Here is a 21,410-nt window from a genome sequence, read left to right on the forward strand (position 1 = left end):
GTTCCCCGCGCCCCTGACGGGGCGCCGGGGCGCAGCCCCGTGCCCCAGGGGCGCGGGGAACTGCGCGCCAAGCCCCCACCCACCCGCAGTCGACGAACCCGCCCGGGGGTCTGGGGGTGGAGCCCCCGGTGCGGGCGGCGTGGGCGGAGAACTCGGGGTGTACGCGGTACCGTCGTGGCCGCGGGGTTTACAACGTGCGCGCCCCGGAGGGGACTTCGTGGGGATTGAGAGCGACCAGCTCGTATTCGACTATCTGAGCCGCGTCGGAGACCTGGCCCAGCAGCGTCAGCTGCCCTCGGCCACCCGCATGCGACTCGTCTCGGAGCTGCGCAACGAGATCGACCGACGCCGGGCGAAGGCCCCCGTCGACAGCCCGGCCGCCGTCCGCCGCATCCTCTCCCGCCTCGGCACCCCGGACGACATCGTCGCCGCCGCCCGCGAGGGCGGCCCCGAGGCCGGTACGGACACCTGGGCCGCCGTCCCCACCCAGCGCGCCGGCGAGGACGAGGACCGCCCCAAGGGCCTGCGCCGAGTCGTTCCGAGGCCGCGCCCGGCGCAACCGAAACCCACGCCCCGCCCCACCGAGGCCGACGGCGCCCCTTCCCCGCCGCACCTCGCGAGCACGCACGAACTGGGCGACAGCTCCGCGGATCCGGACTGGTGGCGCAAGGACACCAGCCCGTTCGGGCTGGGGGACAGCGTGCCGGGATTCGTCGGCGGCGTGGAGATCCCCGAACTGCTCAAGCCGCCACCGAGGCACGAGGACGGAGACGAGGACGAGGACGAATCCGACTCCGTGGAGGAAGCGGGGTCGAATCCGGCCAAGTCCTCCAAGCCCTCCAAGCTCTCCAAGCTCTCCAGGACGCCCAAGACGCCCAAGGCCGAGAAGGCCGCCGCCGTCGAAGAGGCCGACGTCGCCGTCGCGCCCCGTCGCCGGCTCCCCCGCCCCGGCAACTGGAGCAACCCCCTCCTTCTGCTCGCCGCCGTCCTTCTCGTCGTCGGCGCCGTCCTCGGCAACTGGTTCGCCCTCGGCCTCGGCTGGCTCATCGCCTGGGCCTCCCGCCGGTTGAGCCCCGTCGAGTCGAAGTGGGCCGTGCTCGGCATGCCGGGGCTGGCCGTGACGGCGGGCGTCGTCTGGCTGTGGGGCCGTACGGACGGCCGCTGGGGCGATCCCATCGTCAAGGGGCACATGAACGAGGCGGTCGCGCAGACCTGGCCGTGGGTGGTCAGGGGCGCGGCCGTGGCCTCGGCGCTGTACCTGGTGTGGCGCTCACAGCGACGCCGCTGACCCGCGAGACGGACCGCCACCGGCCACCACATGGGCACGTGGGCACATGGGCACAATGGTCCATATGCCTATCGCATCGACGCCCCCCCGGACTCCCCGCCTGCTGACCGTCGGCTTCGACCTCGACATGACCCTGATCGACTCCCGCCCCGGCATCCACGCCTGCTACCGGGAACTTTCGGAGCGCACGGGGACGTACATCGACTGCGACCTGGTCGTCACGCGGCTCGGACCGCCGCTGGCGGAGGAGCTGGTCAACTGGTTCCCGGCGGACGAGGTGCCCGCGATCGCCGACCTCTACCGCGAGATGTACCCCATGCATGCCATCACCGGCACGCTCGCGATGCCCGGCGCCCGCGAGGCCGTCGCGGCGGTCCGCGCGGCGGGCGGGCGCGCGGTCGTCGTCACCGCGAAGTGGGAGCCCAACGCCAAGCTGCACCTGGACCACTTGGGCATCGACGCCGACGCGGTCGTCGGCAACCTGTGGGCCGAGCAGAAGGCGCAGGCGCTGAGGGAGCACGGCGCGAGCGTGTATGTCGGCGACCACACCGGAGACGTCCGCGGCGCGCGCACCGCGGACGCGTACTCCGTCGCGGTCGCCACCGGCCCGTGCGACGCGGCGGAGCTGCGCGCGGCGGGCGCGGATGTCGTGCTGGCCGACCTGACGGAGTTCCCGGCGTGGTTGAGCGACTACCGCGGGGACTACCGGGAGGCCGTACGGGCCTGAACCGCGCGGGCCTGACGGCGCCCCGCGGCGACGGACCGCAGCACTCCCGCCGCGGCGATCAGGAACCCGACGCCCATGAGCATGCTCAAGCCGAACATGTACGTCGGAAAAGGCTTCGTATGGAGGAGTAGCGGGGCCACGGTGACGAATGTGGCCACGGCTCCGACGAAGAACACGATGGCACCGGCACGGATCAGCCGGTCACCGGGCTCGGTGGAATTCGGTTGGGTTTTGTCACGCACCGGACCAGGGTAGTTCCCAGCGCGAAGGAACAATCCGGCGACGTCTTGTCACCGGCCCCGGGACCATTAGCCTTGGTACCGGCGGGTCCGACGACCCGCTGTAGTGCTATCCGGGGCAGTTTCCGACCGTTGCCCGTGCAACGGTCCGAGTGTGTGCCCGTGCAGTTTTCAGAGCAGTTTCCGACGAGTACGAGGACGAGGACAGACGTGCCTACCGGCAAGGTCAAGTGGTTCAACAGCGAGAAGGGCTTCGGCTTTCTCTCCCGCGACGACGGCGGCGACGTCTTCGTTCATTCCTCGGTCCTGCCCGCCGGAGTAGATGTGCTCAAGCCCGGCCAGCGCGTGGAGTTCGGCGTCGTCGCCGGCCAACGCGGTGACCAGGCGCTTTCGGTGACCATCCTGGACCCGACCCCGTCCGTCGCGGCCGCCCAGCGCCGTAAGCCGGACGAACTGGCCTCCATCGTGCAGGATCTGACGACCCTTCTCGAAAACATCACGCCCATGCTGGAGAAGGGCCGCTACCCCGACAAGGCCTCCGGCAAGAAGATCGCGGGCCTCCTGCGAGCGGTCGCCGACCAACTCGACGTATAGCCCGCGGGCGGGCGGACGGAAGCGCCGGAAGCGTAGGCGGGCCGAGGGGCGTGATCAGTCCCTCGGCCCCGTCCGTGCCGTCGGCCGGGGATCAGGGGAACGACAGGGCGTCGGGTCCGAGTGCCGGGACCAGCCCTTCGGCGGCGGCGCGGGTGAGCAGGCCCCGGATCGCGGCGTAGCCGTCCTCCCCGAGGTCGGCGGTGAACTCGTTGACGTACAGGCCGATGTGCTGGTCGGCGACGGCCGGGTCCATCTCCTGGGCGTGTTCGAGGACGTAGGCGCGGGAGGCCTCCGGGTCGTCCCAGGCGGCGCGGACCGAGGCGCGGGCGGCGTCGGCGAGGCCATTCAGACGCTCCTCGCCCAGCGCGCGCTTGGCGATGATCGCGCCGAGCGGGATGGGCAGTCCGGTCGTGCGCTCCCAGTGCTCGCCCATGTCGGCGAGCTTGTGCAGCCCGTAGTTCTGATACGTGAAACGGGCCTCGTGGATGACGAGTCCGGCGTCGACCTTCCCGTCCCGTACCGCCGGCATGATCTCGTGGAAGGGCATGACGACGATCTCGCCGACCCCGCCGGGAACGGTGTCCGCGGCCCACAGACGGAAGAGCAGGTAGGCGGTCGACCGCTCGCTCGGCACGGCGACCGTGCGCCCGGTGAGGTCCGCGTCCGGCTCACGGGTGAGGACCAGCGGCCCGCAGCCCCGGCCCAGCGCGCCCCCGCACGGCAGCAGCGTGTACTCGTCGAGGACGTACGGCAGGACGGCGTACGACACCTTCAGCACGTCGAACTCGCCGCGCTCGGCCATGCCGTTGGTGATGTCGATGTCCGCGAAGGTCACGTCGAGCGCGGGCGCGCCCGGGACACGGCCGTGGGCCCAGGCGTCGAAGACGAAGGTGTCGTTCGGGCAGGGCGAGTACGCGATCTGCAGCGTCTTGTCAGGGCTGGTGGTCTGGGTCATGTGGGTTCCAACTCTCCAGGACGGGCGCGAGCTTCCCGAACGCCTCGGTGAGGGCCGCGAGAGCCTCGCCGATGCGCCAGGCGGCGCGGTCGCGCGGGCCGACGGGGTTGGAGACCGCGCGCATCTCCAGCACGGGCACACCGTGCGCGGCGGCCGCCTCGGCCACCCCGAAGCCCTCCATGGCCTCGGCGAGGGCGTGCGGGTGGCGGGCCCGCAGCTCGGCGGCGCGCTCGGCGCTGCCGGTCACGGTGGACACGGTCAGTACGGTTCCGGCGCGTCCACCCGTGGCCGACACGACTTCTCGTACGAGTGATCGCGGCGGACGGTGGCTGACGGTTCCGAACCCGAGCTCGGTGACCGGCAGGAACCCGTCCGCGGTCTCGGCGCCCAGATCCGCCACGGTGATCTCGTCGGCGACGACGAGGGATCCCACCGGGGCCTCAGGCTGAAAACCGCCCCCGATCCCGGTGGAGACGACAAGGTCGTAGGGGGCGCCGTCCAGGGCGGCCGCGGTGAGCGCGCCCGCGGTGGAGGCGGCGGCCGGAGCGGGCCCCACCCCGGCGGCCAGCAGGTCGAGGGTCACGCGGGCGGCCGTGCTGTCGCGGGAGGCCGGGGACAGCCGCTCCAGGGTCGTCCCGGGCAGCCGCAGCGAACGTCCGGTGGCAGTGAACGCCCCGGCCACCGCGTCCCTCTCCACGGGAACGGCGGTGGCCACCAGCACCTTCAGCCCAGCGGCAGCGATCAGGCGTCCTTCTTGAACTTGAACGACCACAGTCCCGTCACCGTCTTGTCGCCCTCCTTGATGGAGACAGTCGTGGAGTTGCCGCTGGCGCCGTACTGAGCGTTGAAGAAGACACTGCCCGGGATCGTGCGGTACGTCTTCTTGCTGGAGTCGGTCAGCGGCTGACCGTTCATCAGGATCGTCCAGCCGTTGTCGGCGATCTTCGGGTCCACACCGAACCGGACGGTCTCGTCGGGGTCGACCTTGATGGACTTGATGTTCGCGCCCGTGAGGCACTTGGCCAGGTCCGCGGCCTTCACCTCCTTGCCGTCGTTGTAGCAGTGGGTCTCGGAGCTCACGGAGTTCTTGCCGACCGTGATGGTGGCCAGCGGCGTCGGCTTGTCACAGGCGGACAGGACGAGAAGTCCGGCGGAAACGGCGCCGAGAGCGGCAACGGCGCGACGGCGATGTCCATTGGCGGCTCTGCCGCGGGGCAGGGAGGTCATGGCCGAAGGCTATCGGGCACGTCCACCGCTCTCCCCACGTGGGGTACGGCGTGCCGCCCTCAGGCCACGCGCGACCGCACCGGGCCCCCGTGCCGCGCCGCGCCGAGCAGCCCCCGCACGGTGGTCAGCCATCCGACGGCGACGATCGCGGCGGCCACGGACAGGCCGAGCGTGCCGTTGAGGGGCAGCACGATGCCGATCGCGCCGCCGAACACCCAGGCCACCTGCAACAGCGTCTCCGAGCGCGCGAACGCCGACGTACGGACGAGTTCCGGCACGTCCCGCTGGATCAGCGCGTCCAGGGAGAGCTTGGCGAGCGCCTGCGAGAACCCCGCGACCGCCGTCAGACAGGCCACCAGGAAGGCCCCGAAGAATATGGCGGCCGTGATCGCGGCCCCCAGCACACACGCGACGACCGTCACGATGATGATCTCCGGGGCGCGCGATTTCAGCCAGGCCCCGACCGCCGTGCCGAGCGCGTTGCCCGCGCCCGCCGAGACGCCCACTATCCCGAGCGAGACGGCCGCGCTCTCGCCGGTGAGCGGGTGCTCGCGGAGCAGGAAGGCGAGGAAGAAGATCAGGAAGCCGGAGAGACAGCGCAGGGCGGCGTTGGCGCCGAGGGCGTGGGTGACGGCCGTACCGACGGTGCGCAGCCCCGGCCGCCGCAGCTTGTCCTTGATGAGATGCGGTCCGTGCAGATGCTCCTCGTCCGCGACCAGCAGCGCCCGGTCCTCGCCCTTGGCGGAGTCGACCTTGGGCGGCAGCGTGAACGAAAGGAAGGTGCCCGCGATGAAGATGACGAAGGCGCCGTAGAGCGGATAGCGCGGTCCGAGGACCTGCAACCCCGCCCCGATCGGCGCGGCGACACCGGTGGCCAGGAGCCCGCCCAGGGTGACCCGGGAGTTCGCCTTCACCAGGGAGAACCGGGGTGGCAGCAGCCGTGGCACCACGGCACTTCTCACGACCCCGTACGACCTGGACGCGACCAGCACGCCCAGCGCGGCGGGATACAGCTCCAGGCTGCCGGTCACGACCGCGCCCGACAGCAGCAGCGCGAGCATGGCCCGCGCGAACATCGCGCCCGCCATCGCGGCCCGGCGGCCGTGCGGGAGACGGTCCAGGAGCGGGCCGATCACCGGGGCGAGGACGGTGAAGGGCGCCATGGTGATGGCGAGGTAGAGGGCGACGCGCCCGCGCGCCTCGTCGGTGGGCACCGAGAAGAAGACGGTGGAGGCGAGCGCGACGGTGATCATGACGTCGCCGGCGCCGTTCACCGCGTGCAGCTCGATCAGTTTCCCGAGCCCGGATTCGCCCGCCCCGTGCGCGTGCGTCGCCTTGCGGATCCCGCGCGCCGTTCCGGTCACCGGGAAGTGCAGGGCACGGCCCACCGCGCGGACGGAACCGGTCATCCGGCCCGATCCGCCATTTCTGGTGCCCCCCTTGGCAGCGCCGACACCGGCGGCTCCTTGGGGCGACCTCGCGGCTGCCACTCCGCAATAGTGCCCCGAGAAGTGCGTACGTAGTGCGGTTACCGCGCGTATGGCGGCCGAGTGGGCTGGTGACGGGCCGCCCGCGGGTCGCGTGTCGGGGTGCCGAACCGGACCGGGGCGGGGGCGAGGAGCGTTTTCCGGCCGACCGCGACGGTTGTGCGAGGTTCTTTTCGATCCGTACGAGAAGGGGTGTGGGGTGGGAAAACACTGCCTCTGAGCGGTCCGGAAACCCGGCGCGGAGTGCGGAAGAGCCCCGCCGGTGTGGGCCCAGGGCTCAGGAGAAGGTAGCGTGCGTAGCGCGCCTGCGGCGGTTGTTCTCGGCCGCGCGCCTCTCGGTCATCCCGCAGAATGGATGACGTAGGTGCGCCCGAGTGCGATCGGGCGTGGACGTCGACGCGGCCCACCGGTCCGCTCCGTCCGCACTCCCGCCGAGGAATGGCGCACCCGTGAGACGGCGTAGGAGAGAAGCGATACCTGTGAGCGCAGCGACAACGCGAAGCCGCACCCCCGACCGCCTGTGTGCCGAGGCCGTCGACCTCGCGCGCACCGCCGCCGAGGAGGCCGCCGCCCCCGGCATCGTCGGCGAGCATGTGGGACTGGTCTCCGAGGGGGACCGCGTTGTCACGCACTACTTCGAGTGCAAGGAGTTCGGGTACCGCGGCTGGCGTTGGGCCGTGACCGTCGCCCGTGCCTCCCGCGCGAAGGTCGTCACCCTCGACGAGACGGTGCTGCTGCCCGGCCCCGAGTCCCTGCTCGCCCCCGAGTGGGTGCCGTGGAGCGAGCGGCTGCGCCCCGGGGACATGGGCCCGGGCGACCTGCTGCCCACCGACGCCGAGGACCTCCGTCTGGAGCCCGGTTTCTCCGGGGAGGACGAGCCCGCGCCGAACTCCGCGGTCTCCCAGGACATGGCGGAACTGGTCGAGGCGGAGGACGCCGAGGTCACCGTCGGCACCCCAGCGCACCTGCCGGTCGCCCCGCGCCGCGGCTCGATCGCGGCCGTCGCGGAGGAACTCGGCCTGCGCCGGGCCCGTGTCCTCTCCCGGTACGGCCTGCATGTCGCGGCCGACCGCTGGGAGGAGTCGTACGGCCCCAAGACGGCGATGGCCCAGGCCGCCCCCGCGTCCTGCGTCAGCTGCGGCTTCCTGAACCCCATCGGGGGCTCGCTCGGGCAGGCGTTCGGTGTCTGCGCGAACGAGTTCTCTCCGGCGGACGGGCGTGTCGTCTCCCTCTCGTACGGCTGTGGCGGCCACTCCGAGGCCGCGGTCATGCCCACACCTCCCCGCCCGGCCCCTCCGGTCATCGACGAGACCAAGGTCGACCCCTTCCCCCTCCGCCCCTCCCCGGACTCCGGTTCGGTCTCCCTCACCCCCGACGAAACCACAGCGGAACTGGGCCACTCGTAAGTTCCCTCGCCCCCGAACGCCGGGCGGGCCGAGGATGCGCGCAGCGCCCCTTCAGGGGCGCGGGGAACTGCGCGACCAGCCCCCACCGGCCCGCAGACAGGAGATCTGTGGGTGGGGATCCGGGGCGTAGCCCCGGTTCAGGGGCCTCCGGCGGCTCGCACGTACCGTGGGCCGGGCCGGAACCCCTCCCGCCGCGCGGTACCTTCGTGCCGCGGCCGAGCCCAGCGCTCGCGATCGCGTGAAGCGAGAGGGAGAGTGAACCGTGAGCAAGTTCGTGCGGCCGGCAGCCGAGGGCGCGGACCCGTTCGGCACGGCCCGCCTGCGCCGCGGCGTGCAGGACGCCTGGGCCACCAGCCCGGCCCGGTTCCGTGAGGACGCCAACGCCGAGGAGGACCTCGTCCTCGGCGGCTACCGGGACCGGCTCGTCGTCGAGCTCGCCCAGAACGCCGCCGACGCGGCAGCCCGCGCCGGCGTCCCCGGCCGTCTCCGCCTCACCCTCCGCGACGGAGTACTCCTCGCGGCCAACACCGGCGCCCCCCTCGACGCGGCCGGCGTCGAATCGCTCGCCACCCTCCGCGCCTCCGCGAAGCGGGACGCGCACGACACCGCCGTCGGCCGCTTCGGCGTCGGCTTCGCGGCCGTCCTCGCGGTGACCGACGAGCCCGCCGTGGTCGGCCGGCACGGCGGCGTGCGCTGGTCCCTCGCCGAGGCCCGCGAACTGGCGGCGGACACCGCCCGCCACAGCCCGGGCCTCGGGGACGAGATCCGTCGGCGCGACGGCCATGTGCCGCTGCTCCGGCTGCCGTTCGCGGCCGAGGGCACCGCCCCGGACCCGTACGACACCGTCGTGATCCTCCCGCTGCGCGACCCGGCCGCCGAGGGCCTCGCCGAGCGCCTCCTGCAGAACATCGACGACGCCCTCCTGCTCGCCCTCCCGGGCCTGGAGGAAGTGATCGTCGAGGTCGGGGAGGGCGGTGAGGACGTACGCACGCTGCGACGCCGCGACGACGAGCACGGCGTCACCATCGAGGACTCCCGCCACGGCACCACGCCCTACCGCACCGTCTCCCACCACGGCCCCCTCGACCCCGCGCTCCTCGCCGACCGCCCGGTCGAGGAGCGCCTGCGCCCGCACTGGTCGGTGACCTGGGCCGTCCCGGTGGACGCGGACGGCACGCCCGCGCGGCCCCGTACCAGCCCCGTCGTGCACGCGCCCACGCCCAGCGACGAACCCCTCGGCGTGCCGGCCCTCCTCATCGCCTCCCTCCCGCTCGACACCACCCGGCGCCATGCCGCACCCGGCCCGCTCACCGAGTTCCTGGTGGAGCGCGCCGCGGACGCCTACGCCGAACTCCTCGCCGCCTGGCGCCCGGTGGACACCGGGATCATCGACCTCGTGCCCGGCCCGCTCGGCAAGGGCGAGCTGGACGGCACCCTGCGCCAGGCGATCCTGGACCGGCTGCCGCGTACCGCCTTCCTGCCGCCCGCCGTCCCTCGGGCCAAGGACCAGGACACCCCGGCGGACTGGCCCGAGAGCGAGAGCGACGGCGGAACCGGGGCCGCGGGCGGGATCGGTCTCGCGGAGATCGCGGAGATCGCGGAGAACCCGGACGCCCTCCGGCCACGCGACGCCGAGGTCGTCGAGGGCGCCGGTGCCGACACCGTCCGCGTCCTCGCCGAGGTGATCCCCAGCCTGCTGCCCGCCGGGCTGGAACGCCGGGTGGAGCTGCGGACGCTGGGTGTCGCCCGCGTCCCGCTCACCGAGGCCGTGGACCGGCTGGCCGGCCTCGAGAAGGACCCGGGCTGGTGGCGGCGGCTGTACGACAGCCTCGCCGGCGTCGACCCGGACCGGCTCTCCGGCCTGCCCGTACCGCTCGCCGACGGCCGTACGACCATCGGCCCCCGCCAGATCCTGCTGCCGCTCCCCGAAGGGCCCACTCCCGACGACACCTGGGCCGCCACCTCCGACGCTCTCGCCCGCCTCGGCCTCAAGGTCGCCCACCCCGACGCCGCCCACCCTCTACTGGAGAAGCTGGGCGCCCTCCCTGCCACCCCCCGCGCCGTCCTCACCACCCCCCAGGTGCGTGCCGCTGTCGCCGCCTCGCTCGACGACGAGGGGGCGGCCTGGGACCAGGAGACCCCGGACACCGAGGAGCTGGCGGACCTCGTCCTCGCCCTCGTCCGTGACGCCGCCCTCGAACCCGGTGACGAACCCTGGCTCGGCGCCCTCGCCCTGCCCGACGAGGAGGGCGAACTTCTCCCCGCGGGCGAACTCGTACTGCCGGGCAGTCCCTTCGCGCAGGTCATGCGCGAGGACGAACTCGCCTTCGTCGACGGCGAGCTGGCCGACCGCTGGGGCGAACAGCCGCTCGCCGCCTGTGGCGTGCTCGCCGACTTCACCCTCGTCCGCGCCACCGACGTCGTCCTCGACCCGGACGAACTGGAGCCCCGCGACTCGGACTTCGCCGAACCCGACGACGCGGGTCTGCTGGACGCCGTCGACGTGTGGTGCGAGGACGTCCTCGACCGGCTGCCCGACACGCCGGTGCCGCCGGTCGCGACGGAGATCGTCGCCGTACGGGACCTGGACCTGGTCGACGACGACCGCTGGCCGCAGGCACTCGCGCTGCTCTCCCGGCCTCCCCTGCGGGACGCGCTCACCCAGCCGGTGCGGATCCTCCTCCCGGACGGCACGCACGAGATCGTCCGGCCGTACACGGCCTGGTGGCTGCGCGACCACCCCGTCCTCGACGGCCGCCGCCCGGCCGGTCTGCGGGCGGAGGGCAGCGACCCCCTCCTGCACGGCCTGTACGACGCCGCCGACGCCACCGGTTTCGACGACGAGCAGGTCCTGCGGGCCCTGGGCGTACGCACCTCCGTGGCCGCCCTCCTGGACGAGCCCGGCGGCGCCGCCGAACTCCTCGACCGGCTCGCCGACCCCGACCGCGAGGTCTCCGGAGCGCAACTCCACGCTCTCTACGGGTCCTTGGCCGACCTCGATCCCGAACAGGTGACCCTGCCGGACGAGTTGCGGGCCGTGGTGGACGGCGAGGTGGTCGTCGTGGACGCCGCCGACGCCGTGGTCGTCGACTCGCCCGACCTGCTGCCCTTCACCGGCGGCATGCCGCTGCTCCCCGTACGGCCCGCGCGCGCCGCCGATCTCGCCGAGCTGTTCCAGGTGCGGCGGCTGAGCGAGTCGGTGACCGGAGAGGTGACCTCGGAGGGCTCCGAGCACGACGTACCGGAGTCCGTGCGGGTCCTGCTGGGTCCCTCGACCCCCACCTCGTACGTCGAACACGAGGAACTCGTCGTCGACGGCACCGAATTGGACTGGCGCCGCACACGGGACGGGGTGCTGCACGCCGCCACCCTGGAGGGCGTGGCGGCCGGTCTCGCCTGGGCGGCCGGACAGTGGCCGCGCCGCTTCGAGGTCGCGGCCCTGCTGGAGGACCCCTCCCGCACGGAGGAACTGGCCCGGGACCGCTGGTTCGACTGAGGTCGGGTACGGGCCCGCCGGAAGACGCCGGACACGGGCCCGCCGGAAGACGCAAGACACGGGCTGCCGGAAGACGCTGGACACGGGCCCGTCGGAGGGCACGCGCGGTCGTCCGAGTCCCTTCCGGCGGGCCCGTGTTGTGACCTTCGTCATACCCGCACAAAGGTTCCATCACCCGTACAACCATTCGCTCCCGTCGCGGATCTGATCACCGAGTCAACAGACTCCACGATCACTTGGGCCCCAAGGGAAGACGAGCCGTGAGGAACGACCACTCACCACCGGGGCCCCTTTCTCCACTTGGGGATCGCATGCGCACACGCGCCACTGTGGCCGCCGTCTCCGGCGCCCTGGCCCTCTCCGCTTTCGTCGTACCGGCCGCTCACGCCGTCGACGCCCCGAGCGCCGCCGCGCTCGCCGGCAGCGTCCAGCCGAACACGGCGAAGTCGCCCACCGACGTCACCCACGGTGACACCAAGATCTCCAACGTCGTCGTCAACGGCGGCAAGGGGGTCGTCTTCGGCACGACCACGAAGAAGACCTTCACGGTCACCTTCACGGCCTCCGACAACTCCGGCATCAACATGGCGCTCGCGGTCCTGTACCACGGCGCGAACATCGACGCCTCCGACAACGGCGCCGTGCCGAACGAGAACGGGGGCGAGAAGGCCTCCTGCACCGCGGTCAGCAGCACGACCTCGAACTGCAAGGAGACCTTCACGATCCAGGCCAACGAGCAGCTGCTCAACGCGCACGCGGGCACCTGGAAGGTCTGGGCGATCGCGCAGGGCAAGGACGCCGACTACGTCCAGAAGGACAACGCCAAGAGCTTCTACGTCCAGCGCGCCTCCAAGCTGACGGTCAACGCCGCCCCGGAGCCGGTCAAGAAGGGCAAGACCATCACGGTCACCGGTGCCCTGACCCGCGCCGACTGGCAGACCGGCAAGTACACCGGTTACGTGGGCCAGCCGGTGAAGCTGCAGTTCAAGAAGAAGGGCGCCAGCGCCTACACCACGGTCAAGACGATCAAGACGACCACGGGTGGCGCGCTGAAGACGACGGTCACGGCGTCCGTCGACGGCACCTTCCGTTACTCCTTCGCGGGTACCACGACCACCCCGGCCGTCAGCGCCACGGGTGACTACGTCGACGTTCAGTAGGACGGTCCATCACCGTCCCGCGGCGCAGCCGGGAGGACCCGGCGCGCCGCGGGCAGTGATCCTGGCGATGCGCGCACAAATTTTTCATTACGCGTACAACTATTCACTCCCGTCGTGGATCTGATCATCCGAGTCAAGAGACTCCACATCACTTGGGCCCCGAGTGACGACGAGCCGTGAGGAACGACCACTCACCGCCGGGGCCCCTTTCTCCACTTGGGGATCGCATGCGCATTCGAGCCACTGTGGCCGCCGTTACCGGCGCCCTGGCCCTCTCCGCGTTCGTCGTGCCGGCCGCGCACGCCGCCGACTCCGCCTCCTCTTACCGTGCGGACGTCGCCAAGGTCCTGGAAGCCGCGCACTCCGCGTCCGGCAAGACCGCGTTCACCGCCACCACCGCCGCTGACGACGCGCCTTACGCCCTCAACGTCACTTTCTCCAACCTCAAGGTGAACAGTGGCAAGGCCATCGCGGTCGGTACCACCAACCACGTCGCCGTTCCGGTCACGTACACCCTGACCCACGGCGCCGACGTCGACATCACCGCCGCCGACTTCCAGACCGGCCCCTACATCTACAAGGGCGCCTTCAGCGACCCGGACAACATGCTCTTCGGTGTCGACCCCGCGAAGTGCACCGTCACCTCGTCGACCGCCGCTTCCTGTAAGGGCACCATCGACATCTACCCGGCCGAGGGCGACCTCATCAACTCGGACGCCGGTGCCTGGAAGGCCGCCGGCCTGGCCATCGCGCTCAACGGCCAGGACCCGAGCAGCTCCACCTTCGACGTCACCAAGGTTGGTGTCGCCGACATCGGCGGCTTCACCTCCCCGAACGTGCAGCGCTACTCCAAGCTGACGGTCAACGCCTCCCCGGAGCCCGTGAAGAAGGGCAAGACCATCACGGTCACGGGCAAGCTGACCCGCGCCAACTGGGAGACGAACAAGTACGCGGGCTACACCGGCCAGTCCGTGAAGCTGCAGTTCCGCAAGAAGGGCAGCACCACCTACACCACCGTGAAGACGATCAAGACGGACGGCTACGGCAACCTGAAGACGACCACCACGGCGTCCGTCGACGGTTACTACCGCTACAGCTTCGCGGGCACCTCGACCACCCCGGCCGTCAGCGCCGCGGGTGACTACATCGACGTGCAGTAGTCGTGCAGTAGTCGACCCGCAGTAGTCGACCCGCAGTGATCGACGCGCAGTAATCGCCGTGCGGTCCCCGCGCTCCCGCCAGGGGCGCGGGGACCGCACACGTTTCAGCCGCATTCATTGGGAGTGAGCCCGATCAGCCGCACCGGTCTTGGGCGCACGGGCCGGTACGGCTCACGCCGGAAAGCGGCGGTCCACCCATCTCCACAGGAACTCCAGGGTGGCCGCCGCCACCACCGAGATGCCCACCGCGATCCACGGCATCTCCACGCCCACCAGCTTCAGGGCGAAGAAGTGCTGGAGCCACGGCACGATCAGTACGACGACGAACGCCAGGCCCATCGAGGCCACCAGGGCGACGCGCCACCAGGTGTACGGGCGGGCGATGATCGCCAGCACCCACATCGAGATCAGAAACAGCGTCAGCGTGGCGGCGCTGGTCTCCGCGTCCAACTCGCCGGGCCCGGTGTAGTGCTGACGGGCCACCAGATAGGTGATGAAGGTGGCGACCGCCGCGACGACGCCCCCGGGGATCGAGTACCGCATGACCCGCTGGACGAAGTGCGGTTTCGCCCGCTCCGTGTTGGGGGCGAGCGCGAGGAAGAACGCCGGGATGCCGATGGTCAGGGTGGACAGCAGGGTCAGGTGCCGGGGCAGGAAGGGGTATTCGACCCGCCAGCACACCACCAGGATGGCCAGCAGCACCGAGTAGACCGTCTTCACGAGGAAGAGGGTCGCGACGCGGGTGATGTTGCCGATGACCCGGCGGCCCTCCGCGACCACCGAGGGCAGCGTCGAGAAGCTGTTGTTGAGCAGCACGATCTGGGCCACCGCCCGGGTCGCCTCGGAGCCAGAGCCCATGGACACGCCGATGTCGGCGTCCTTCAGAGCGAGCACGTCGTTCACGCCGTCGCCCGTCATCGCGACCGTGTGGCCGCGTGACTGGAGCGCGCCCACCATGTCCCGCTTCTGCTGCGGGGTGACCCGTCCGAACACCGTGCCCTTGTCCAGCGACTTCGCCATCTCCTCCTTCTCGTCGGGAAGGTGGCGCGCGTCCACGACAGTGCCGCTCAGGCCGAGCTTCCCGGCCACCGCGCCGACCGAGACCGCGTTGTCGCCGGAGATGACCTTCGCCTTGACGTCCTGTTCGGCGAAGTAGCGCAGGGTGTCCGCCGCGTCCGGGCGCAGCCGCTGCTCCAGTACCACCAGGGCGGTGGGCCGGGCGCCCTCCGTCACTCCGGGGTCGTCGAGGTCCTTCGAGGCCTTGGCGAGCAGCAGCACCCGCAGCCCGTCCTCGTTCAGCCGCGCGGTCTCGGCGAGCGCCGGGTCCCCGTCGGGCAGCAGCACGTCGGGGGCGCCGAGCAGCCACGTACTCGACTCCCCGTTGCCCTCGCTGAAGGACGCCCCGCTGTACTTGCGGGCCGAGGAGAACGGCAGTGACTCGGTGCAGCGCCAGTCCTCGCTGTCCGGGTAGGAGTTGATGATCGCCTGGAGGGAGGCGTTCGGGCGCGGGTCGGACTCGCCGAGCGCCCCGAGGGCCTTGCGTATGTACGTCTCGTCGGCGCCCTGGATCGGCCGCAGCTCGGTGACGTCCATGCCGCCCTCGGTGAGGGTGCCGGTCTTGTCGAGGCAGACGGTGTCGATGCGGGCGAGGCCCTCGATGGCGGGAAGCTCCTGCACGAGGCACTGTTTCCGGCCAAGCCGGATGACGCCGATCGCGAAGGCCACGGAGGTGAGCAGGACCAGGCCCTCGGGGACCATCGGGACGATCCCACCGACCGTACGGGCGATGGAGTCCTTGAAGCCGTGCTGCTTGACCACGAGCTGGCTGATGACCAGACCGATGGCGGTCGGGATCATCATCCACGTCACGTACTTGAGGATCGTGGAGATACCGCTGCGCAGCTCGGAGTGGACCAGCGTGAAGCGGGACGCCTCCTCGGCGAGCTGCGCCGCGTACGCCTCCCGTCCCACCTTCGTCGCGGTGAACGCGCCGCCGCCCGCGACCACGAAGCTGCCCGACATCACCTCGTCGCCGGCGTGCTTGACCACCGGGTCCGCCTCGCCGGTGAGCAGTGACTCGTCGATCTCCAGACCGTCGGCCTCGACGCACGAGCCGTCCACGACGATCTTGTCCCCGGGCCCGATCTCGATCACGTCGTCCAGCACGATCTCCGACGTACTGACCTCGCCCGCGACCCCGTCCCTGCGGACCGTCGGCTTCGCCTCGCCGATCACCGCGAGCGAGTCCAGGGTCTTCTTGGCCCGCCACTCCTGGATGATGCCGATCCCGGTGTTGGCGATGATCACGTACCCGAACAGGCTGTCCTGGAACGGTGCCACGAACAGCATGATCAGCCAGAGCACACCGATGATCGCGTTGAACCGGGTGAAGACGTTGGCGCGGACGATCTCGCCCATGGAGCGGCTGCTGCGTACGGGGACGTCGTTCACCTCGCCGCGGGCGACCCGTTCGGCCACTTCGGCGGCGGACAGCCCCGGGGCCCGCTTGGGGGCGGGCAGGGGCACGGGGTGAACAGGGTCGAGTTCGGCGCCCGCGTCGATGTGCGTCATGCATTCGACGGTACGTGCGGAAATACGGCTTCACCCGCCGAGTGCCCCAAAGATCCGACCAGGGGAGGACCGGGGCGGCGGTGGGTGATGCCGTGGTTGTAGGGGGAGCTGGTTACTCCGCAGCAGCGGACGAGGGTCGCTCCGCTTCGGCGGCGGCCCTCTTGAGGGCGGCGTCGCGCCCGCGGACGTACCAGATGCCGATCAGGCCGAGGCCCGCGCCGGCCAGGCAGGTCCACACCCACCACAGGTGCCCGTGGTCGTCGAACCAGCCGTAGAACGGCAGCTGCACCAGGAAGAGGACGAACCAGAGGATCGTGCCGCCCGTGATGGTGGCGACGACGGGGCCCTCCAGGGGCTCCGGCGCCTCGTGCTTGGGGGTCCACTTCGCCATGGACACAGCTTACGAGGCCGTCGGCGCCGGCTCCGCCCTACCCGTGCGGCCCCTTGTATACCAACGGTCTACGCGCGGAGATAGCGATTTCGGACTCATATGTTCATACTGAAACGGTCTGAGTCTGGCTCTTTCTGTTCGTACGAAACTCCAACAGAAACATCTGAGAAACCTGTTGGTGATCGCGCAGCGGCCAGACTCGATCATGTTTTCCCCAGCCCGGCGCCTCCCCCAAGCTCTCGGCTTCGCTCGAGCAGGGGGTACCCCCATCGCCCGGCGCCAGTCCTGGCCCGCAAGGCCCCGCATGTATGAGGTCACCCATGTCCACCTCGGCCACCACCAAGGCCCCCGCCCCGGAGCAGCCCGGGCCCGGCCCCGCGCAGGGCGCGCTGGACCGCTATTTCAAGATCTCCGAGCGCGGCAGCTCCCTGCCCCGCGAGATCCGCGGCGGTCTCGCCACCTTCTTCGCGATGGCCTACATCATCGTGCTGAACCCGATCATCCTGGGCAGCGCGAAGGACATGTACGGGCACCACCTGGACAACGGCCAGCTGGTCACCGCGACCGCCCTGACCGCGGCCTTCACCACGCTGCTCATGGGCGTCATCGGCAACGTGCCGATCGCGCTGGCGGCGGGCCTCGGCGTGAACACGGTCGTCGCCCTCCAGCTCGCCCCGCGGATGTCCTGGCCGGACGCCATGGGCATGGTCGTCCTCGCGGGCTTCATCGTGATGCTGCTCGTCGCCACCGGTCTGCGCGAGCGCGTCATGAACGCCGTGCCGCTGGGCCTGCGCAAGGGCATCTCGATCGGTATCGGCCTGTTCATCATGCTGATCGGCCTGGTCGACTCGGGCTTCGTCTCGCGCATCCCGGACGTCGCCCAGACCACCGTCCCGCTCCAGCTCGGCGCCGACGGTCACCTCAACGGCTGGCCCGTCCTGATCTTCATCCTCGGCACGCTGCTCACACTCGCGCTGATCGTGCGCAAGGTGCCCGGCGCCATCCTCATCTCGATCGTGAGCATGACGGTCCTCGCGGTGATCATCAACGCCGTCGCGAAGGTCCCGTCCTGGGGCCTGACCACCCCGAAGTGGCCCGGCAACCCGGTCGCCACCCCGGACTTCGGTCTCGTCGGCAAGGTCAGCCTCTTCGGCGGCTTCGGCAAGGTCGGCGTGCTGACCGGCATCCTCTTCGTCTTCACCGTGCTGCTGTCGTGCTTCTTCGACGCGATGGGCACGATCATGGGCATCGGCGACGAGGCCAAGCTGACGGACGCGCGGGGCAACATGCCCGGCATCAACAAGGTCCTCTTCGTCGACGGCATCGCGGTCGCCGCGGGCGGCGCCACCTCCTCCTCGGCCACCACCTGCTTCGTGGAGTCCACGGCGGGCGTCGGCGAGGGCGCGCGCACCGGCTTCGCGAACGTCGTCACCGGCGCGCTCTTCGCCGTGGCCCTCTTCCTGACCCCCATCGCCACGATGGTCCCGTCCCAGGCCGCGACCCCCGCCCTGCTCGCGGTCGGCTTTCTGATCCTCTCCGGCTCGGTCAAGGAGATCGACTGGGCGGACTACACGATCGCCATGCCCGCCTTCGTGACCATGGTGATGATGCCGTTCACCTACTCGATCACGAACGGCATCGGCATGGGCTTCATCACCTTCGTGGTGCTGCGCCTGGCCGCCGGCCGCGCCCGGGAGATCCCGGTCGCGATGTACGTCGTCTCGGCGGTGTTCGCCTTCTACTACCTGATGCCGGCCCTGGGCCTGACGTAAGCGGCCCCGTGGGGCTCACGCGAGCGGCCCCACGGGGTCTCACGTGACCCCGTAGAACTTCTCCGTCTCCTCGACCGCGGTCTGGAACCGCTCGTCGAAGTCATCGCGAATGAGCGTCCGGACGACATAGTCCTGGACGCTCATTCCGCGTTTGGCGGCATGGTGTCGGAGCCGGTCGAGCAGCTCCCCGTCTATCCGCAGGCTGAGCACGCTGGTCCCCATGCGGTCGAGGGTCGCGGGAGCGGGAGGAATGAGGGGTCACTTTCTGGATGCGACTCACTCATATGGGTGACGTAAAGGTTCAGTGGCCCGTGTCACGGGCACTCTGTGGCTCTTTAGCGAGAGTAATGAGTTACCCTAAAGACATGGCTGATCTCACCCATGGCGACGACGCTGCCGCCGTGAACGCCCTGCGCTCCGCAGTAATGCGGCTGTCGCGTCGACTCAAGCACCAGCGGGTCGACGAGTCGCTGAGCCCGACCGAGATGTCGGTGCTCGGCACCCTCGCCCGCTGTGGCACCGCCACGCCCGGCGAGCTCGCCCGTAAGGAGCATGTGCAGCCCCCGTCGATGACCCGCATCGTCGCGTTGCTGGAAGCCAAGGGCCTGGTCAGACTGGAGCCGCACCCCGAGGACCGGCGCCAGAAGGTCGTCACCCAGACCGACAAGGCCGAGGCGATGCTCGAGGAGAGCCGCCGCAAGCGCAACGCGTTCCTTGCCGGACTGGTCGAGGCCCTGGACGAGGACGAGTGGGCGAAGGTCCGCGAGGCCGCGCCCGTCCTCGAAAAGCTCGCGCAACTGTGACAGGGGCGCACACCCGGCTCGGGCGCACCCGCGCCGGGCGCGGCCTCGGCGCGGGCGCCGCGCGGCGGTCGCGGCCGCGCACGGCAGAGCGCCGGATGTGCGCCGGCCACGGTGTCCCATGCACCGCCAGGGGCACGCCGTGACGGCCGTGCGCACTGCCCCGCACACTCCGCCGTGCCCGAACCTCACCGTGACAGACGCGGCCGCGCCCGCGTGCAATGACGTCCCACGCTAGGAGGCGAATCCCTTTGAGTACGGGATCCGGAATACCTTCCGCCCCCGGACCAGCCACCCCCGACTCCCCGCCCGCCCCCGAGAATTCCTCCCGCTCCCCCCGCTCCTCGATGTTCAGCTCGCTGAGGATCAGGAACTACCGGCTGTTCTTCCTCGGCCAGGTCGTCTCCAACACCGGCACCTGGATGCAGCGCATCGCGCAGGACTGGCTGGTCCTGAGCCTCACCGGCTCCTCCGCCGCGGTCGGCATCACCACCGCGCTGCAGTTCCTGCCGATGCTGCTCTTCGGGCTGTACGGCGGCGTCCTCGTCGACCGCCTCCCCAAGCGCCCCACCCTGCTGGCCACCCAGACCGCCATGGGCGTCACCGGCCTCGCGCTCGCCTTCCTGACCCTCTCCGGCCACGTCCAGGTCTGGCACGTCTACCTGGCGGCCTTCGCCGTCGGTCTCGCCACGGTCGTCGACAACCCGGCCCGCCAGTCCTTCGTCTCCGAGATGGTCGGCCCGGGCCAACTGCAGAACGCGGTCAGCCTCAACTCCGCCAACTTCCAGTCCGCCCGCCTGGTCGGCCCCGCCGTCGCGGGCGTCCTGATCACCGGCGTCGGCACGGGCTGGGCGTTCCTCTTCAACGGTCTGTCCTTCGTGGCGCCCGTCGTCGGCCTGCTCCTGATGCGCGGCCGTGACCTGCACCCGGTCGAGCGGGCGCCGCGCGGCAAGGGCCAGCTCCGTGAGGGCCTGCGCTATGTCGCCGGCCACCCCGAGCTGATCTGGCCGATCGTCCTCGTCGGCTTCATCGGCACGTTCGGCTTCAACTTCCCGGTCTGGCTCTCGGCGTACGCGGACGACATCTTCCACGCGGGCGCCGGCGGGTACAGCCTCTTCAACACGCTGATGGCGGTCGGCTCGGTGGCCGGCGCGCTGCTCGCCGCCCGCCGTGGCACGGCGAGACTGCGCATCCTGATCGCGGCGGCCATGGCCTTCGGCGTCCTGGAAGTGGCGGCGGCCCTGGCCCCGTCCTTCTGGCTCTTCGCACTCCTCATGGTCCCGATCGGGATCTTCGGCCTCACCGTCAACGTCACGGCGAACACCGCCGTCCAGATGGGCACCGATCCGGCCATGCGCGGCCGGGTGATGGCGCTGTTCATGATGGTCTTCATGGGCGGTACGCCCCTGGGGGCGCCCCTGGTCGGCTGGGTCACCGACGCCTACGGTCCGCGCGTCGGCTTCGCCCTCGGCGGCCTGGTCTCGGCCGTCGCCGCGACCACCGTCGGCCTGGTCCTGGCCCGTGTCGGCGGGCTGCGCCTGGCGGTGGGCTGGCATCACGGCCACCCGCGGGTCAGCTTCGTACCGAAGGAAGCGGCAGAGCAGAAGGAGCGGCTGGCCACGGCGGTGTGACGACGGCCGTACGGCTGTCCAGCCATCCGGACGACGGCCGTACGGCTATCCGAGTGCCCGTATCCGGACCAGTGCCGGCCGGAACGCCGTCGGGCTCACTCTCAGCGCTCTCCGGCTCCTGCGTGTTGATGATCTGGCGGATCTCGGTGAACTGCCGCCAGGCCGCCGGATCGTCCCGCTGCTCGCCGAGCAGCGGCCACTCGTCGTACATCGCCGTGCGCGTGTACTGCTCCGTCAGGGTGCCGAGCCGCCCCCGGTCCGGCTGCGGGAGCGTACGGCTGAACCAGGTGATCTGGAGCAGCGCGTTCGTCTCCGTGTACGTGTTCTCGTGCGCCCGGGAGCGCGCGTCCCACACGCCCACCACGACCATCGCGAGCACGACCGCGTAGATCACCCCGACCTGCGCGTACACGAACCCCACCGCGTCGTTGTTCGCCTTCCGTTCGGCCAGGCATTCATCGTGGGCGAAGGTGGCCCGATGATCCATTCCCTGGAAGGGTGATGCG

Annotated in this window: 19 protein-coding genes; 10 read left to right on the forward strand and 9 right to left on the reverse strand. The window is 70.9% G+C overall.

Annotated elements, in window-relative coordinates:
* Positions 1–217 precede the first annotated feature (217 nt).
* Together ACFVWD_RS43200 and ACFVWD_RS43205 are read left to right on the forward strand one after the other, a co-directional pair.
* Positions 218–1,288: a hypothetical protein gene (locus ACFVWD_RS43200; RefSeq protein WP_389603418.1), complete on the forward strand. Its 1,071-nt coding sequence runs from the start codon at positions 218–220 to the stop codon at positions 1,286–1,288.
* Positions 1,289–1,352: 64 nt separating this feature from the next.
* A complete protein-coding gene (locus ACFVWD_RS43205) occupies positions 1,353–2,015 on the forward strand; it encodes an HAD family hydrolase (RefSeq protein ID WP_389603420.1) in 663 nt (220 codons plus the stop codon).
* Here the strand turns inward: ACFVWD_RS43205 and ACFVWD_RS43210 are convergent.
* Positions 1,991–2,257, reverse strand: coding sequence for a hypothetical protein (locus tag ACFVWD_RS43210; RefSeq protein WP_389603422.1), 267 nt, complete (start codon positions 2,255–2,257; stop codon positions 1,991–1,993). The genes ACFVWD_RS43205 and ACFVWD_RS43210 overlap by 25 nt on opposite strands.
* A gap of 207 nt (positions 2,258–2,464) precedes the next feature.
* On the opposite strand from ACFVWD_RS43210, the gene ACFVWD_RS43215 reads away from it, so the two are divergent.
* A complete protein-coding gene (locus ACFVWD_RS43215; protein WP_067371847.1) occupies positions 2,465–2,848 on the forward strand; it encodes a cold-shock protein in 384 nt (127 codons plus the stop codon).
* A gap of 91 nt (positions 2,849–2,939) precedes the next feature.
* Here ACFVWD_RS43215 and ACFVWD_RS43220 read toward each other — a convergent pair whose 3' ends face one another.
* From ACFVWD_RS43220 to ACFVWD_RS43235, 4 genes are read right to left on the reverse strand one after another with little or no spacing between them, the layout of a single operon-like run.
* Positions 2,940–3,803, reverse strand: a complete 864-nt coding sequence (locus tag ACFVWD_RS43220) for a 1,4-dihydroxy-6-naphthoate synthase (RefSeq protein WP_389603423.1) — start codon at positions 3,801–3,803, stop codon at positions 2,940–2,942.
* Positions 3,781–4,518 carry a futalosine hydrolase gene (locus ACFVWD_RS43225; RefSeq protein WP_389603425.1) on the reverse strand — a complete coding sequence of 246 codons (738 nt, stop codon included), beginning with the start codon at positions 4,516–4,518 and terminating at the stop codon, positions 3,781–3,783. The genes ACFVWD_RS43220 and ACFVWD_RS43225 overlap by 23 nt, the downstream gene beginning before the upstream one ends.
* A 26-nt stretch (positions 4,519–4,544) precedes the next feature.
* Positions 4,545–5,030, reverse strand: coding sequence for a DUF2771 domain-containing protein (locus tag ACFVWD_RS43230; RefSeq protein ID WP_389603427.1), 486 nt, complete (start codon positions 5,028–5,030; stop codon positions 4,545–4,547).
* A gap of 59 nt (positions 5,031–5,089) precedes the next feature.
* Positions 5,090–6,520, reverse strand: a complete 1,431-nt coding sequence (locus tag ACFVWD_RS43235; RefSeq protein WP_389603429.1) for an MFS transporter — start codon at positions 6,518–6,520, stop codon at positions 5,090–5,092.
* A gap of 476 nt (positions 6,521–6,996) precedes the next feature.
* Here ACFVWD_RS43235 and ACFVWD_RS43240 point away from each other — a divergent pair, with 476 nt between their 5' ends.
* The 4 genes from ACFVWD_RS43240 (at position 6,997) to ACFVWD_RS43255 (ending at position 13,739) form a co-directional block, all read left to right on the forward strand.
* Entirely contained in the window at positions 6,997–7,923 is a 927-nt protein-coding gene (locus tag ACFVWD_RS43240) for a DUF3027 domain-containing protein (RefSeq protein ID WP_389603431.1), read from the forward strand.
* Positions 7,924–8,185: 262 nt separating this feature from the next.
* On the forward strand, positions 8,186–11,419 hold the full coding sequence (locus tag ACFVWD_RS43245) for a sacsin N-terminal ATP-binding-like domain-containing protein (protein WP_389603432.1): 3,234 nt from the start codon (positions 8,186–8,188) through the stop codon (positions 11,417–11,419).
* A gap of 311 nt (positions 11,420–11,730) precedes the next feature.
* Entirely contained in the window at positions 11,731–12,579 is an 849-nt protein-coding gene (locus tag ACFVWD_RS43250) for a DUF5707 domain-containing protein (protein WP_389603433.1), read from the forward strand.
* Between the two features lie 227 nt (positions 12,580–12,806).
* Positions 12,807–13,739 carry a hypothetical protein gene (locus tag ACFVWD_RS43255; RefSeq protein ID WP_389603434.1) on the forward strand — a complete coding sequence of 311 codons (933 nt, stop codon included), beginning with the start codon at positions 12,807–12,809 and terminating at the stop codon, positions 13,737–13,739.
* A 171-nt stretch (positions 13,740–13,910) separates the two neighbouring features.
* Here ACFVWD_RS43255 and ACFVWD_RS43260 read toward each other — a convergent pair whose 3' ends face one another.
* Together ACFVWD_RS43260 and ACFVWD_RS43265 are read right to left on the reverse strand one after the other, a co-directional pair.
* Positions 13,911–16,310: a cation-translocating P-type ATPase gene (locus ACFVWD_RS43260; RefSeq protein ID WP_389603436.1), complete on the reverse strand. Its 2,400-nt coding sequence runs from the start codon at positions 16,308–16,310 to the stop codon at positions 13,911–13,913.
* Positions 16,311–16,422: 112 nt separating this feature from the next.
* The gene (locus tag ACFVWD_RS43265) at positions 16,423–16,701 is read right to left on the reverse strand and encodes a DUF2530 domain-containing protein (protein WP_101404378.1); all 279 of its coding nucleotides are present in this window, start codon (positions 16,699–16,701) and stop codon (positions 16,423–16,425) included.
* Between the two features lie 320 nt (positions 16,702–17,021).
* Here ACFVWD_RS43265 and ACFVWD_RS43270 point away from each other — a divergent pair, with 320 nt between their 5' ends.
* The gene (locus ACFVWD_RS43270; RefSeq protein ID WP_389603437.1) at positions 17,022–18,473 is read left to right on the forward strand and encodes an NCS2 family permease; all 1,452 of its coding nucleotides are present in this window, start codon (positions 17,022–17,024) and stop codon (positions 18,471–18,473) included.
* 39 nt (positions 18,474–18,512) lie between these two features.
* Here the strand turns inward: ACFVWD_RS43270 and ACFVWD_RS43275 are convergent, their stop codons facing one another.
* On the reverse strand, positions 18,513–18,695 hold the full coding sequence (locus ACFVWD_RS43275; RefSeq protein WP_054235178.1) for a hypothetical protein: 183 nt from the start codon (positions 18,693–18,695) through the stop codon (positions 18,513–18,515).
* Between the two features lie 143 nt (positions 18,696–18,838).
* Here ACFVWD_RS43275 and ACFVWD_RS43280 point away from each other — a divergent pair, with 143 nt between their 5' ends.
* Together ACFVWD_RS43280 and ACFVWD_RS43285 are read left to right on the forward strand one after the other, a co-directional pair.
* Positions 18,839–19,276: a MarR family winged helix-turn-helix transcriptional regulator gene (locus ACFVWD_RS43280; RefSeq protein ID WP_054235179.1), complete on the forward strand. Its 438-nt coding sequence runs from the start codon at positions 18,839–18,841 to the stop codon at positions 19,274–19,276.
* A 344-nt stretch (positions 19,277–19,620) separates the two neighbouring features.
* Positions 19,621–20,904, forward strand: a complete 1,284-nt coding sequence (locus tag ACFVWD_RS43285) for an MFS transporter (protein WP_389603438.1) — start codon at positions 19,621–19,623, stop codon at positions 20,902–20,904.
* Here the strand turns inward: ACFVWD_RS43285 and ACFVWD_RS43290 are convergent.
* Complete coding sequence (locus tag ACFVWD_RS43290) at positions 20,846–21,391, reverse strand: hypothetical protein (RefSeq protein ID WP_389603439.1); 546 nt, start codon at positions 21,389–21,391, stop codon at positions 20,846–20,848. The genes ACFVWD_RS43285 and ACFVWD_RS43290 overlap by 59 nt on opposite strands.
* Between the last annotated feature and the right edge of the window lie 19 nt (positions 21,392–21,410).

Source organism: Streptomyces sp. NPDC058086, assembly GCF_042885015.1.
In the GTDB taxonomy this organism is placed as follows: Bacteria; Actinomycetota; Actinomycetes; order Streptomycetales; family Streptomycetaceae; genus Streptomyces.

What these genes read in the sequence shown, in the direction of transcription:
- ACFVWD_RS43205 (WP_389603420.1), top strand. Translation starts at nt 1,353, where the DNA reads ATGCCTATCGCATCGACGCCCCCCCGGACTCCCCGCCTGCTGACCGTC.
- ACFVWD_RS43220 (WP_389603423.1), bottom strand. Translation starts at nt 3,803, where the DNA reads ATGACCCAGACCACCAGCCCTGACAAGACGCTGCAGATCGCGTACTCG.
- ACFVWD_RS43230 (WP_389603427.1), bottom strand. Translation starts at nt 5,030, where the DNA reads ATGACCTCCCTGCCCCGCGGCAGAGCCGCCAATGGACATCGCCGTCGC.
- ACFVWD_RS43250 (WP_389603433.1), top strand. Translation starts at nt 11,731, where the DNA reads ATGCGCACACGCGCCACTGTGGCCGCCGTCTCCGGCGCCCTGGCCCTC.
- ACFVWD_RS43255 (WP_389603434.1), top strand. Translation starts at nt 12,807, where the DNA reads ATGCGCATTCGAGCCACTGTGGCCGCCGTTACCGGCGCCCTGGCCCTC.
- ACFVWD_RS43260 (WP_389603436.1), bottom strand. Translation starts at nt 16,310, where the DNA reads ATGACGCACATCGACGCGGGCGCCGAACTCGACCCTGTTCACCCCGTG.
- ACFVWD_RS43265 (WP_101404378.1), bottom strand. Translation starts at nt 16,701, where the DNA reads ATGGCGAAGTGGACCCCCAAGCACGAGGCGCCGGAGCCCCTGGAGGGC.
- ACFVWD_RS43270 (WP_389603437.1), top strand. Translation starts at nt 17,022, where the DNA reads ATGTCCACCTCGGCCACCACCAAGGCCCCCGCCCCGGAGCAGCCCGGG.
- ACFVWD_RS43275 (WP_054235178.1), bottom strand. Translation starts at nt 18,695, where the DNA reads ATGGGGACCAGCGTGCTCAGCCTGCGGATAGACGGGGAGCTGCTCGAC.
- ACFVWD_RS43280 (WP_054235179.1), top strand. Translation starts at nt 18,839, where the DNA reads ATGGCTGATCTCACCCATGGCGACGACGCTGCCGCCGTGAACGCCCTG.
- ACFVWD_RS43285 (WP_389603438.1), top strand. Translation starts at nt 19,621, where the DNA reads ATGTTCAGCTCGCTGAGGATCAGGAACTACCGGCTGTTCTTCCTCGGC.
- ACFVWD_RS43290 (WP_389603439.1), bottom strand. Translation starts at nt 21,391, where the DNA reads ATGGATCATCGGGCCACCTTCGCCCACGATGAATGCCTGGCCGAACGG.